Annotated in this window: 11 protein-coding genes; 8 read left to right on the plus strand and 3 right to left on the minus strand. The window is 61.0% G+C overall.

Features of this window, described 5'->3' with window-relative positions:
- Positions 1-42: 42 nt before the first annotated feature.
- Genes CTT34_RS00625 through CTT34_RS00645 form a run of 5 tightly spaced genes read left to right on the plus strand, consistent with a single transcriptional unit; the run spans position 43 to position 4,787 of the window.
- Positions 43-492, plus strand: a complete 450-nt coding sequence (locus CTT34_RS00625) for a flagellar protein FlhE (protein WP_253019273.1) — start codon at positions 43-45, stop codon at positions 490-492.
- A gap of 26 nt (positions 493-518) precedes the next feature.
- Positions 519-1,220 carry an RNA polymerase sigma factor FliA gene (locus tag CTT34_RS00630; protein WP_159340621.1) on the plus strand — a complete coding sequence of 234 codons (702 nt, stop codon included), beginning with the start codon at positions 519-521 and terminating at the stop codon, positions 1,218-1,220.
- A 39-nt stretch (positions 1,221-1,259) separates the two neighbouring features.
- Entirely contained in the window at positions 1,260-2,075 is an 816-nt protein-coding gene (locus CTT34_RS00635; protein ID WP_159340622.1) for a motility protein A, read from the plus strand.
- A gap of 4 nt (positions 2,076-2,079) precedes the next feature.
- Complete coding sequence (locus CTT34_RS00640; RefSeq protein WP_159340623.1) at positions 2,080-2,751, plus strand: OmpA/MotB family protein; 672 nt, start codon at positions 2,080-2,082, stop codon at positions 2,749-2,751.
- Positions 2,752-2,774: 23 nt separating this feature from the next.
- Entirely contained in the window at positions 2,775-4,787 is a 2,013-nt protein-coding gene (locus tag CTT34_RS00645) for a sensor domain-containing diguanylate cyclase (RefSeq protein ID WP_159340624.1), read from the plus strand.
- On the opposite strand, the gene CTT34_RS00650 is transcribed toward CTT34_RS00645, so the two are convergent.
- The gene (locus tag CTT34_RS00650) at positions 4,784-5,377 is read right to left on the minus strand and encodes a hypothetical protein (protein WP_254436432.1); all 594 of its coding nucleotides are present in this window, start codon (positions 5,375-5,377) and stop codon (positions 4,784-4,786) included. The two genes, CTT34_RS00645 and CTT34_RS00650, sit on opposite strands and share 4 nt — an antisense overlap.
- Positions 5,378-5,567: 190 nt before the next feature.
- Between CTT34_RS00650 and CTT34_RS00655 the strand changes: the two genes are divergently transcribed.
- Both CTT34_RS00655 and CTT34_RS00660 read left to right on the plus strand, forming a co-directional pair.
- Positions 5,568-7,679 carry an adenosylcobalamin-dependent ribonucleoside-diphosphate reductase gene (locus CTT34_RS00655; protein ID WP_159340625.1) on the plus strand — a complete coding sequence of 704 codons (2,112 nt, stop codon included), beginning with the start codon at positions 5,568-5,570 and terminating at the stop codon, positions 7,677-7,679.
- Positions 7,680-7,727: 48 nt separating this feature from the next.
- Positions 7,728-8,477, plus strand: coding sequence for a ribonucleoside-diphosphate reductase (locus CTT34_RS00660; protein ID WP_159340626.1), 750 nt, complete (start codon positions 7,728-7,730; stop codon positions 8,475-8,477).
- A gap of 57 nt (positions 8,478-8,534) precedes the next feature.
- Here CTT34_RS00660 and CTT34_RS00665 read toward each other — a convergent pair whose 3' ends face one another.
- Both CTT34_RS00665 and uvrA read right to left on the minus strand, forming a co-directional pair.
- Positions 8,535-9,272 (minus strand): Crp/Fnr family transcriptional regulator, encoded by a 738-nt coding sequence (locus CTT34_RS00665; RefSeq protein WP_159340627.1) that lies wholly within the window; start codon positions 9,270-9,272, stop codon positions 8,535-8,537.
- 123 nt (positions 9,273-9,395) lie between these two features.
- Positions 9,396-12,245 carry an excinuclease ABC subunit UvrA gene (gene uvrA, locus CTT34_RS00670; RefSeq protein WP_159340628.1) on the minus strand — a complete coding sequence of 950 codons (2,850 nt, stop codon included), beginning with the start codon at positions 12,243-12,245 and terminating at the stop codon, positions 9,396-9,398.
- A 171-nt stretch (positions 12,246-12,416) separates the two neighbouring features.
- Between uvrA and CTT34_RS00675 the strand changes: the two genes are divergently transcribed.
- Entirely contained in the window at positions 12,417-13,796 is a 1,380-nt protein-coding gene (locus CTT34_RS00675; protein ID WP_159340629.1) for an MFS transporter, read from the plus strand.
- Positions 13,797-13,849 lie beyond the last annotated feature (53 nt).

Here is a 13,849-nt window from a genome sequence, read left to right on the forward strand (position 1 = left end):
CTGTCCGCCGAGGTGAAAATGATGCAGCATGGGGACCAACGTATGAGACCGATGGCCTTACCGGTGTGGAAAAACGTTGTACAGTCGTGCATTGGGCGGTTAGCGCTCGCCGCAATGCTGAGTGCTGCCCTGCTGTCGCTTGACGTACAGGCGGCGACCCCCGGCAGCTGGAGTCGCGACGTGCCGGGCGTACTGGTGGCCATGAGTGACCGCACCAGCAACAGTCAGGCGATTGCGCCACCGGCAGGCATCCCGTTGGGGGCGGCGACCCTGTCCCGTGTTCAGTGGCGGTTCGAGGCGCCTCCCAGCCAGCCTATCAACGCGTGGCTGTGTCACCCAGAGCGCTGTGTAGCACTGTCGGGCATGCGTGGCAGCACCACCGCGCTGGAAGGTGCGCTGGCTAATGCGCCGCTGCACTTCCGATTTGCCCTGTCCCCCGGCCAGCGGCCGGTACGCGTGCAGGGTTTACAGGTGATAGTGAACTATCAGTAAAGGTCGTTTAGCCGCGAGGCACGAGGATGTATACAGCACAAGGCAGGATCAAACAGAGTGAGCTGTTAACCCAATACATGCCACTGGTGCGACGTCAGGCCTTAACGCTGCAGGTAAGGTTGCCCGCGAGTATTGAGCTAGATGATCTGATCCAGGCGGGCATGGTCGGGCTGTTGGAAGCGCTGGGACGCTTCGACGCTGCCCAGGGCGCAACGTTTGCAACGTTTGCCAGCCAGCGGATTCGCGGTGCCATGATGGATGAGCTGCGCACCCGCGATTGGCTGCCGCGCAGCGTGCGCCGTTCGGCGCGGGCGATGGATGACGCAGTGCGTCGTCTAGAGCAGCGGTTGGGGCGTCCTCCTGAAGAGGGTGAAATTGCCCGCGAGCTGGAGATGCCGCTGAGCGAATACCAACAGCTGTTGAACGACACCAATAGCGGCCAACTGCTGCCGTTCGAAGAGCTGGTCGCCGATGGCGGCGAGCCCGCCGGGGACGATGCCCAGCACCGGCCGTTCGACCAGCTGCTCGACGAGCAGCAGCGGCAAACGCTGATCGAGGCCATCGAAGCACTGCCCGAGCGTGAAAAGCTCTTGATGGCGCTCTACTACCAAGAAGAGATGAATCTTAAAGAGGTCGGTGCCGTGCTGGGCGTCACCGAGTCGCGGGTGTCCCAGTTGCACAGCCAGGCGGTGAGCCGCCTGCGGGCGCGCCTGCACGAACACGATTAACCCTGGAACTCACTAACCCTAACCGGCGAGGAGCCGTTGATGAACCCATCTACGCTGATCGGTATCTTTGCCAGCATGTTGCTGCTGGTGAGCGTGCTGTTCTTTACCGCAGAGTCGCCCGAAAGTTTTATCAATTTGCCGGGTTTGGCCATCGTGATCACCGGTACGCTGGCGGCGACCTTCATCAGCTATCCGTTGAAGGAAGTATTGCGGGTGGTTCGTCTGGTGGGCTTGGTATTCCGCCGTGAAAATACGTACGTGCGCGACGACATCAACGAACTGGTCGCCATGTCGCGGCTATGGTTCAAAGGCGATGTGCGTGCCGTAGAGCGGGAGCTCGAGCACACCCGTAACCCGTTTCTGCGCACCGGCATCCAACTGGTGATCGCCAACACCAAAGAGGATGAGATTTTCGACATGTTGCGCTGGCGTATCGCCCGCTTGAAAGCCCGCGAACACGCCGAAGCGCAGATTTTTCGCACCATGGCGACCTACGCACCCGCCTTCGGGATGATTGGTACGCTGGTGGGGTTGGTCAACATGCTCGAAGTGATGGATGCGGGTGATCTGCAGGTCATCGGCCCGCGTATGGCGGTGGCGCTATTGACCACGTTCTACGGCATTTTGTTGGCCAATCTCGTGTTCAAGCCCATTGCGGTCAAACTAGAGCGGCGCACCGAAGAGCGTTTGATCACCATGAACATGGTGCTAGAAGGCATTTCTCTGATCACCAAGCGTCGCCTGCCATCGTTCATCGAAGAGACGCTCAACTCTTTCGTGGCGAACTACCATGATGAAATCCGTGACGCCAACGTCAAACCGCGTCCCGACGTAGGCTCCGCACTCAAAGGGTAATGCCATGCTCGACCGCGACTCACGGCATGCCCTGGAGCTGCCCGCTGCGGCGGGGGAGAGCGACGAAAGCTGGTTGACCAGTTATCTGGATGTCCTCACCCTGCTCATCACGCTGTTCGTTCTGCTGCTGGCCCTGACGCCGCCGGGCGGTGGCGAAGGGGGCGATAGCGATGCCATGCGTGCCGCCAGCGCCGTGACATCGCTGCCGCTGGCCAGTCTCGCCACCGGTATCCACCCCCGTCATGATGGCTTGCAGCCTCAAATGGCAGGGTTGGATATACCCGGTGTGAGCGTCTCCCAGGGTCAAGAAGGGGTGACCCTGCGCATCGATGACAGCCTTTTGTTTCCCAGCGGGAACGATGTGCTAACGCCTCAAGGGCAAGATGTGTTAGAACGGCTCTCCTCCGTACTGGAGACCTTCGACGGTCAAATCTCCGTTGAAGGCCACACCGATAATGTGCCTATCTCGACGTCGCGGTTTCCTTCAAACTGGGAACTGTCGGTAGGGCGTGCCATTGCGGTCGTGCGCCAATTAGAACGGCAAGGCATTGCCATTTCACGTATGCGGGCGGTCGGTTACGCCGACACCCAACCCATGGAAAGTAACGCTACCTCGGAAGGGCGAGCAGCCAACCGGCGCGTTGAACTGTTGCTACGGCAGCAGGTCGAGGGGTAAAGCACTATCTCGAGGCTATCTTCGTGTCGAAGCATCACTCGCTACTCCAATCGTTTGGCGCCGTCATGGTGCTCGATGCTGAGAGTAAGCACATTCAAGCGGTCAGCCGTCATTTGACCAAGCTGCTAGGGGTGGTGGATCAAGAGCATCAGGCGCTGACGCCTGCCAGCGTCCTGGGTAAACGTTTGAGTCAGCGGTTGCGCCAAGAGCTTCAAGGGCAGCAGCGGCTGGCGAGCCCCCTGGCCTTCCGGCCACCGAATACCACCACGCGGCTGCAGATCCACGCTCACCGCACCCATCACCATGTGATCGTCGAGCTCGAACCTCTTAATCCGTTGGGCAAACGGCGACTGCTAGGCACTGTCAACGAGCGCTTGATGCGTTTGGCCGAAGCGACCCATCAAGAAGAGCTGTTGGATGTGCTGGTGAACGCCGTGCAGCAGTTGACCGGCCACGACCGTGTGTCGGTGTGCCATTTCGATAGCGACTGGCACGGGCTGATCGTCGCCGAGGCGCAAGGTGGTCCTTTGCCTGCGCTGCTGGGGCAGCGCTTCCCGGCCAGTGACTTTCCCGTCACGCTACGCCGAACCTACGAACGGCATCCCGTTCGCCTGATTTATGACGTGTGTGCCCCCGCCGAACCGCCGCTGCCGTGTACGCCAGATGGTGAGAACGTCGATCTGCGCCACTGTTTTCTACGAGCCCCTGCGCCGGAGCGCCAGCGCTACTTGCAGCGGCTAGGCGTACGCGGTTCGCTGAGCCTGGCCATGCAGGGCGATAATGGGCTATGGGGCCTGCTGTTTTGTCACTCGGCAGCGCCGCATCCCGTATCGCCCCCGGTGCGCGATGCCGTACGCACGCTGGTGCAGATGGCGACCCAGCGGCTGTTGCTACTTCGGGCGCGACAAGAGGCCCGCTATTTGCAGCGCGTGCAGGATAGCCTGGTGCTATCCACGAATGCCCGGAGCGAGCCGCAAAGTCCCGCCGACTTGTTGGAGGCTCAGGCAGAGACGTGGTGCTCGCTGTTCCGCGCCCACGGTGTGGCGCTGTGGTTGAAAGGCAGTGTTTACGCCTGTGGTCATACCCCCGAAGCGGCGGTGATTTGCCAGTTCGTCAAACGCCTGGAGAAAGCCCATCGGCATAGCGGCCCCTGGTGCACACGAGGGGCTGCAAGCGAGCCGCTGACCGCATCGCTGCGCATGCCCGAACAGTGCGGCATTCTGGCCGTACCGCTACCCATGAGCCCTGCCCAGCGTGGCTGGCTGATATTCTTCCGGCCCGAGCAGGTGGAAACCCTCTACTGGGCAATGCAGCCGACCTCGGCACCGTTACCGTCGGTGATGGTCGCGCCGTCGGCGGCCTGGTGCGAAGAGGTGGTGGGCAAGAGCGAGGCGTGGCAGCGCGTCGAGCGACTGGCCGTCATGGACCTGGGGGAAGATCTGACTCTGGCCATCTCCGCCTATGAGATCAGCACGCTGAACATGCATTTAGAGCGTGAGCGTAAAGCGCTGGCCGCCGCGAACCAGCGCTTGGAGCAGCTGGCGCACTTCGATCCGCTCACTCAGGTGTGGAACCGCTACCGTATCGAACAAGCCATCGATGCAGAGCTGGTGGCGGCCAAGCGATACGGCGCGGCCTTTGCGCTGCTGCTGTTCGACGTGGATCACTTCAAACAGATCAACGATACCCATGGCCACAGCGTCGGCGACGACGTGCTGGTGTCGCTGGCGCGCCTAGTGGAGACGTCCCTGCGCGGCTGCGACCACCTGGGGCGTTGGGGCGGCGAAGAGTTCGTGGTACTGGCGACCCACTCGGACATGGACGCTGCCGTCGGCCTGGCGGAGCGGCTGCGTAGCCTCGTCGCGACGCTGCACGTCAACGGTCTTGAGCAACCCATCACGGTGAGCATTGGCGTGGCGATTTGGCAGCCAGGCGATAGCTGTAAAACGCTCATGGCCCGCGCCGACGTGGCCATGTATCGAGCCAAACGCAGCGGACGCAACCGGGTAGAGCTGGCCGAAGAGCGCGTGCTCTAAGGCGCGCTGGGTGCCTCGGTAGCCGCGCCAGCGCATAGCGCCTGCATCCGCGCCAAGGCTTCGTCTGCCCCTGCCAAGCTAAAGGTCATGTACCACGGCTCCTGCTCGTTCTGATCGAAGCCCAGAAAGAGCTGTTCCCCCGTTTGCATCTCCTCGATCAGCTGCGCCATATCGCCCAGATAGAAGTGGGCGTAGAAACCGTCATCACCGCGTTCGGTGATGAACTCGGCCATGGTATCGACGATTGGCTGATCATCGATGCGCAGCCGCGTGGGCACGAGGTTTACCGCGCGACTCTCTCCTTGCTGCTGTTCTAGCGTGACCCGCATCTCTAGCCAAGGCAGATCGCAGACGCCTTGGGTCGCGTTCACGCTGAGCGTAGCGTCGGAGTAGCTGTGGGTTTCTACGGCACGGAAGTGACGTTCGTCGCCCAGGGTGAGGGCCATCGACTGCCAGTGCTCGTGACGCTCGGTGGTGTTGACATTGAACGTCGCTGCCTGCGTCAGCGCTGGACTGGCGAGAAGTAGGGCGGAGAGGGCGTAGGAGATAGCGTTAAGGGCGCGTGTGAGGTTCATAGGTCGTATCGTCATCGAAATCCCTAAGCCTATAGCGTGTTGGGAATAAGCAAAAGGGTAAGGTGCTGATTTTTCTATATCTAGTGTGTTTGATGAAAAAAGACGGCCCATATAGTAGAAAGTCGGGGCTATACTCCTTGGCGATGCCTCGTATAATCGAGCCGTTCTCAGCCGCTATTGATCCCTCGTGAAGGAGTTTCGTGACATGAACACCGCAGCCAAGGCGATGAAGACATCCAGTGAGGTCCCTCTACAGGCCCCCTCTAGAGAGATCTGGGATGCCAAATATCGGTTGAAAGATCGCCATGGCCAGCCGGTGGATCAGGACGTCTCGGCGACGTTCGAGCGCGTAGCGCGGGCGCTGGCGGCCGTCGAGGGAGATCGCGCCGACGAGTGGCTGCCCAAGTTCCGCTGGGCGCTGGAGAACGGTGCCATTCCCGCCGGGCGCATTCTCTCCAATGCCGGCGCCGAAGCTTATAAACCCGCCGTCAGCCTGATCAACTGCACCGTGTCGCGCACCATTCGGGATTCCATGCGCGATATTCTCGATTCCGTGGTCGATGCGGGAATGACGCTGAAATCAGGGGCCGGGATCGGCTACGACTTTTCCACTCTGCGCCATAAGGGCGCGTTCGTGTTTGGCGCAGGCGCGGGCACCAATGGCCCGTTGGCCTTCATGGATATCTACGACAAGATGTGTTTCACCGTGGCATCTGCCGGGGGCCGTCGCGGTGCGCAGATGGGTACCTTCGATGTGGGCCACCCTGACGTGCGGGCGTTCATTCAGGCCAAGCGCGAAGCTGGGCGGCTGCGTCAGTTCAATCTGAGCCTGCTGATCACCGACGAGTTCATGGAAGCCGTGAAGCACAACGCCGACTGGCCGCTGGCCTTTCCGCTGCACCCAGGTGAAAAAGAGGACGTGAGCGCTGACGACATCATTTACCGCGACTGGCCGGTGGTAGAAGAGGGCTACACGGTGGATGATCAGGGTCGCGTGGCCTGCCGTATTGTCGAGGTGATCAAGGCCCGCGAGCTGTGGGACACGATCATGGCCTCCACCTACGACTACGCCGAGCCGGGCTTCATCTTGATCGATCAGGTCAATCGCATGAACAACAACTGGTTCTGCGAAGATATCCGCGCGACCAACCCTTGCGGCGAGCAGCCGCTACCGCCAGAGGGAGCTTGCCTGCTGGGCTCGGTCAACCTGACCAAGTTCGTGATCGAACCGTTCGGCCCCGAGCCGCGGTTTGATTGGGAGCGCTATCGCAACGTCGTGGCGATCTTTACGCGCATGCTCGACAACGTGGTGGACATTGCTGGCCTGCCGCTTCCCCAGCAGCAGCGTGAAATCGAAGCCAAGCGTCGCCACGGCATGGGCTTTTTGGGTCTGGGCTCGACGCTGACGATGCTGAAAATTCCCTACGGTTCTCAAGCGTCGTTGGCCTTCACCGAAGAGGTGAGCCGTCATCTGGCGTTAGAGGGATGGAAGCAGGCCCTGGTGCTTTCTAAAGAGAAGGGCATGGCGCCTGTGCTTGAAGAGGAGCACACCATTACGCCCAAAATGATGCGTGAGCGCCCTCAGCTCGCCAGCGACGGCTATGAAGTGGGCGACAAAGTGCCGGGCCGCATTCTTCACGCCCGCTACAGCCAATACATGGCCAAAGTGGCTGAGCTTGAGCCGGAGCTGGTGGCACAGTTGGCCGAGCACGGCGCGCGGTTTACCCACCACAGTTCGATTGCACCCACGGGTACAATCTCGCTCTCCATGGGTAATAACGCCTCCAATGGCATTGAACCGTCATTCTCACATCGCTACTTCCGCAACATCATTCAGTCCGGCAAAAAGACCAAGGAGCAGGTGGAAGTGGTCTCCTTCGAGCTGGCCGCCTATCGCCACTTCATCGCTGCCGATGCGGTAGAAAGCGATCTGCCGGACTACTTCATTACCGCTGATTCGGTGTCCCCAGAGCAGCATGTGGCGGTACAAGCAGCGGCACAGCAGTGGGTGGATTCTGCCATTTCCAAAACGGTCAACGTGCCGACCGAGTTCCCGTTCGAGCAGTTCCAAGACCTCTATTTGCAGGCGTATGAGAGCCGTTTGAAAGGCTGTACTACCTTCCGCTTCAACCCGGAAGCCTTCCAGGGCGTGCTGGTGCGTGAGGATGACCTGAAGAACACTACTTACGTGTTCGAGCTGGAGAGTGGCGAGACGCTGGAGCTAACGGGTGACGAAAAAGTGCTTTACGACGGTGAGGAGCATAACGCCGCCAATCTGTTCGATGCCTTGAAAGAGGGCACCTACGGCAAGTGGTAAGCGCCAACGCTGGCTTGATGAACTGTCGAAAGACCTGGAGAGAACGTTATGGCGGTCGAAATTACGTCGAAAATTGTCGGTTACCGGATCAAGCAGCCGGAGCAGCCAGCCCCCGAGCCCGTGTTGGCCGAAGAGGACCCGCTGACGGTCCGTATTCCATCGCGCCCAGAGGGGACGCTGGAGGCGGTGTCGGAGAAGATCTCCTACGTGGGGGCCGAAGGGCGCAAGAAGGTCTATTTGCTGGTGTCGTTCATGCCCGTGGAGGGTGTGGTCGGCGGGCAGCGCGTCGTGATCGAGCGCCCGGTAGAGTTCTTCTTCCCGTCGGGCCAGCTCTCCAGCGAGCACCAGTGGATCACCGCCACCATGCGCAGCCTATCGCTGGCTGCGCGGGGTGGCTATGTCACGCAGGCCGTGGCGGACCTGCGCAAGGTGGCCTGGGACAAAGGGCTGGTGCGCTGCGGAATGAACCGCTGGAACAAACCGATGTTTCACGATTCGGAAGTGGCGGCGATTGCCTGGTCGATTCAGCAAATTCTCTATCGGCGAGGTTTCTTGGATCAGGAGGGCAACCAAGTGCCGGTGGAGACGCTGGTGGCTCGCTATGCCCATCGGATGCAGCACGGCCATGCGTGGCAGCCCGACGAGCGCCCAGCCGTCGATGAGGCCGTAGCCGCGCCTACATCCGCCAGCGGCACTCCAGCCACCGTGGGCACCTGCCCCGAATGCCGAGGGGACTTGATCATGATGGATGGCTGCCCTACCTGTTATGCCGGTTGCGGCTGGTCCAAATGCGGCTAACGCCTCCCGTCTCGTCGCCCTCCAGCAGGGCGACGGAAAGAGGCCCTCGTGAAGCCATCAATCATTGAATAAGGGGCGAACGTTATCGGTCAGGTAGCAGTCATCGAACTCTCCTTCTGTGGCCAGCGCCTCGAGATCGGGAATCGACACGTGGTGGCGGTCACGGAAGACCAGTCCATCCTCGCTGAGTGCACTGAAAGTGCGGCTGACATGCACCGGACTCAGCCCGAGAATATCCGCCAGCTGCTCCTGGGAGAGCGGTAAACGAAACTGCCCGCTGATATCGTCATTGGTTTGGCGTAGGCGCAGGTACATTTCATGGAGAAAATGCGCCATTTTTTGGCGCGCGCTGCGCCGAGCGAGATTCACCAACCGCTCGGTGAGCAGCGCCTGTTGACGACTGCCGATGGCAAACATCACCGAGGTCAATGGCAGCGACTGGCGAAACAGCTCCAACATCCGCTTGTGGGGGAAGTGGCACACTACCCCGTCGGTAATCATGCGCACGTTCTCAAGCCGTTGAGAAAAGGCGAATTCCCTCAAGCCGATGATGTCGCCGGGGAGAAACACTTCCAAAATTTGCCGATCACCGTTTTCCAGGTGACGGTAAGAGTAAGCCCAGCCGCTGCGCAGCGTACAAAACTCGTTGGCGGGGGCGCCCATCTCCCAAAGTAGCGAGCCAGACTTGATGTCGGTCGGGCTCTCTTCCAGCGAGTCGAGCAACTGCTTTTCGTCGTCTGTCAGCGTGCAGTAGTGGCTAAAGTGGCGAATAATGCAGCTCTTATCCTGTTCCACGCGTCCTTCTCCTCGATGCAATCCACCTTTGTTAAACGGCGTCGCTACTTACTATAAGCAGTCTATGCGGGGCATGCCTGCTCTTTTACTCTCCCCGGCGCGCTCGCGCCGGGGAGAGGCCGCTTAGGACGTGGACGACGCACGGTTACCCCGCTCAAGAAGAGGAGCCAAGAAGCGCCCCGTGTGGGAAACGCTCTGCTTGGCAATCTGCTCTGGGGTGCCTTCGGCGATGATTTGCCCACCTCCGGAGCCCCCTTCTGGGCCAAGGTCGATCAGCCAGTCCGCGGTCTTGATCACATCCAGATTGTGCTCGATGACCACGATGGTATTGCCGTGGTCGCGCAGGCGGTGCAGTACCGTGAGCAGTTGACGAATATCCTCGAAATGCAGCCCCGTGGTGGGCTCATCCAGAATGTAGAGCGTTTTACCGGTATCGCGCTTGGCCAGCTCGCGGGCCAGTTTGACCCGCTGGGCCTCGCCGCCGGAGAGCGTGGTCGCGCTCTGCCCCAAGCGAATGTACGACAGGCCGACATCCATCAGCGTTTGCAGACGGCGGGCAATGGCAGGCACCGGGCTGAAGAACGCCAGCGCGTCTTCCACGGTCATTTCCAGCACTTCGTGGATGGTCTTGCCTTTGTAGTGAATGTCCAGCGTTTCACGGTTATAGCGCTTGCCTTTACACACGTCGCAGGGCACGTAGATATCCGGCAGGAAGTGCATCTCTACCTTGATCATCCCTTCGCCCTGGCACGCCTCGCAGCGCCCGCCCTTGACGTTAAAGCTGAAGCGGCCCGGCTTATAGCCCCGCGAGCGCGCCTCTTGGGTTCCCGCAAACAGCTCACGAATGGGCGTGAAAATACCGGTGTACGTCGCTGGATTGGAGCGCGGTGTCCGGCCAATGGGGCTCTGGTCGATATCGATCACTTTATCGAGCTGATCGAGACCTTCGACTTTCTCGTAGGGCGCTGGGGTCAAGGTGGTGGCGCGGTTGAGTTCGCGGGCCGCAATGGGCATCAGCGTGCCGTTGATCAGCGTCGACTTGCCCGAGCCGGAGACCCCGGTCACGGCAATGAACAGCCCCAGCGGCAGGCTGAGGGTAACGTTCTGCAAGTTATTACCCGTAGCGCCGCGCACGACCAGCTGCTTTTCCGGGTTGCCGGGAATGCGGTAGGGCGGCACGGCAATTTCGCGGGTGCCGGAGAGGTATTGACCGGTCAGTGAGTGGGGGTTGTCCATCACCTGCTGCGGCGTGCCTTGGGCGACGATTTCACCGCCGTGCACCCCGGCACCGGGGCCAATGTCCAGGACATGGTCCGCCGCGCGAATGGCGTCTTCGTCGTGCTCGACCACGATCACGGTGTTGCCCAGGTCGCGCAGCCGCTCCAGGGTTTTCAACAGGCGATCGTTATCCCGCTGGTGCAGGCCGATGGAGGGCTCGTCCAGGATGTACATGACGCCTACCAGCCCCGCGCCGATCTGGCTGGCCAGACGGATGCGCTGGGCTTCGCCGCCGGAGAGGGTGTCGGCGCTGCGCTCTAGGTTCAGGTAGTCCAGGCCCACGTTGACCAGGAACTCTAGGCGCGCGTGGATCTCGTTGACGATCTTGTCGGCGATTTCGCCTTTGCGGCCCGGCAGGGCCAGCTCGGCAAAGTAGCGCCACGCGTCGCCAATCGGCAGGTGAACGATATCCGCAATGTTGTGGTCGTCCACGTACACATGGCGCGACTCTTTGCGCAGCCGCGAGCCGCCGCAGGTGGTACACGGCTGCACGGCGATATACTTGGCGAGATCGTCACGCACCATGTTGGATTCGGTTTCCCGATAGCGGCGCTGCATGTTGGGCAGCACGCCTTCGAAGGCATGCTCCCGGGTGACTTTGCGGCCGCGATCCCCCACGTACACGAACGGAATTTGCTCATTGCCGCTACCGTTGAGGATGATCTCACGCTCATGGCGCGCCAGCTCCTGCCACGGCGTTTCCAGCTCGAAGCGGTAGTGCTTGGCCAGGGCCTGTAGCTGGGTGAAGTAGTAGATGTTGCGGCGATCCCAGCCCTTGATCACGCCCTCCGCCAAAGAGAGCTCTGGGTGGCTGATGAGCTTGTCGGGGTCGAAGTATTGTTGAACGCCCAAGCCGTCGCAGGTCGGGCAGGCACCCGCCGGGTTGTTGAAGGAGAACATGCGCGGCTCGAGCTCGGAGAGCGAGTAGCCACACACCGGGCAGGCAAAGCGCGACGAGAAGGCGAGGTCTTCCTGCTCGCCGTCCATGAAGTGAATCATCGCCGTGCCGTCGGCAAGGTTCAGCGCCGTTTCAAACGACTCCGCGAGTCGCTGAGCAATGTCGTCGCGCACTTTGAAGCGGTCGACCACCACGCTGATGTCATGCTTTTTACGCTTATCCAGCGGCGCGATGTCGTCGAGTTCGAGCACTTGACCGTCGATCTGAACCCGCACGAAGCCCTGGGCGCGTAGCTCACTGAGCAGCTGCAGGTGCTCACCTTTGCGGCCCTTCACCACCGGGGCCAGCAGCATCAGCTTGGTGCCCTCGGCGAGGTTCATCACCTGGTCGACCATTTGCGAGATGGTTTGTGCTTCCAGGTCTTCCCCGTGCTCAGGGCAGCGCGGTGTGCCCGCGCGGGCAAACAGCAGGCGCAGGTAGTCGTAAATTTCGGTGATCGTGCCGACCGTCGAGCGGGGGTTGTGCGAGGTGGATTTCTGCTCGATGGAGATGGCCGGAGAGAGCCCTTCGATGTGATCCACATCGGGTTTTTCCATCATTGACAGGAACTGACGCGCATAGGTGGAGAGCGACTCCACGTAGCGACGCTGCCCCTCCGCGTAAAGCGTATCGAACGCCAGCGATGACTTGCCGGAGCCGGAGAGCCCGGTAATGACAATCAGTTTGTCACGGGGCAGCTCCACATCGATCTGCTTGAGGTTGTGGGTGCGGGCACCCCTGACCAGAATGCTGTCCATCAACACCTCGAATCGCGTGGCAAAAGCGTAATTATACGTTTGCTGTACCCTTCCCGGCAAAACTGTCTCGGCTGTCGCCGCTGTGCTTGGCGTTTCCAGCGTGATGACAAAGCGCTAGAATGGGCGGTTACCTCAGGCCGTTCTGGCCCATCCACCATACACAAGGGCACTATGCGCAAGGTTTCCGCACTGCTGCTGGCCGCTGAACGCCGTGCAATCAGCGGCTTGGCTGGCCTTTATGCGTCTCGTATGCTGGGACTCTTCATGGTTCTGCCGGTGCTCGCGCTCTATGCCGATACGCTGGCAGGCGCGACGCCGCTGCTCGTTGGGGTAGCGTTAGGCATCTATGGCCTGACCCAAGCGTCGCTGCAGATTCCGTTTGGCCTGCTCTCTGATCGTATCGGGCGCAAACGCGTGATTGCCATGGGGCTTTTGATCTTTGCCGTCGGCAGCGTGGTCGCCGCGATGGCGGATACGATTGTCGGCGTGATCGCCGGGCGCGCGCTGCAGGGCGGCGGCGCCGTGGCCGCCGCCATCATGGCGCTGCTCGCCGATCAAACCCGCGAGCAGGTTCGCACCGCCGCCATGGCCACCATCGGTCTCTCGATTGGTGTCTCGTTCGCCATTGCCATGGTGCTTGGCCCCTGGTTGGCCGCCTGGGCCGGGCTCTCCGGGGTGTTTTGGTTTACCGCGCTGCTGACGCTCGCGGGGCTGGTCGTGCTGTGGCGCTGGGTACCGCCCGCGCCGCGTCGGTTGCGTCATCGCGACGTAGGGCTGGACCGTCAGCAGTTCAAGAGTGTGATCACCCGGCCAGACCTGTGGCGGCTGGATCTATCGATTTTTGCCCTGCACCTGGTGCTGATGGCCATTTTCGTCGCCATTCCGTTTCGCCTGCTCAACGCTGGCGTAGCGGTGGAGTACCATGGGCTTGCCTATCTCGGCATCATGGCACTGTCGTTCGTCGCCATGGTGCCGCTGGTCATCGTCGCGGAGAAGCGTCAGCGGATGAAGCTGATGTGCCTGCTGGCCATTGGGGCCATTGCCTTGAGCCTGGCGAGCCTGGGGATGCCGCTCTCCCAAGGGCACTGGCTGTTCGTGTGGCTGTTCGTGTTTTTTACCGGATTTAATTTGCTGGAGGCGACGCTGCCTTCCATGCTCAGTAAGCTGGCTCCCGCCGGCGCCAAAGGAACGGCGATGGGGGTGTACTCCACCAGCCAGTTTTTAGGCGCATTTTTGGGCGGCACGCTGGGCGGCTTGTTAGCCAACGTGTGGGGGCTCAACGCTGTCTTTATCGGCTGCGCCGTGCTGGCGCTGGGGTGGTGGGCGGCCATGTGGCGCATGCCCTCGCCGCCGCCGCTCTCGAGTGAAGTGATGGCGCTGCACGAGACGCAGCCCGATGCGATGAACCTGTTGATGGAGCATCTCGCCGACGTGGTCGGTGTGGAAGATGTGATGGTCGTGCCCGAAGAGCGGTTGGTCTATTTGAAAGTCAATCGGGACGCGCTGGATCAAGCGGCGCTGGCGAGATTGATGTCACCGCCACGAACCTAACGACTTACCGCTGGCTCTGCTGTGACGGGCAGTCAGTGAACCGTTAATGTATA

This window comes from Halomonas meridiana (genome assembly GCF_009846525.1).
Taxonomy (GTDB): domain Bacteria; phylum Pseudomonadota; class Gammaproteobacteria; order Pseudomonadales; family Halomonadaceae; genus Vreelandella.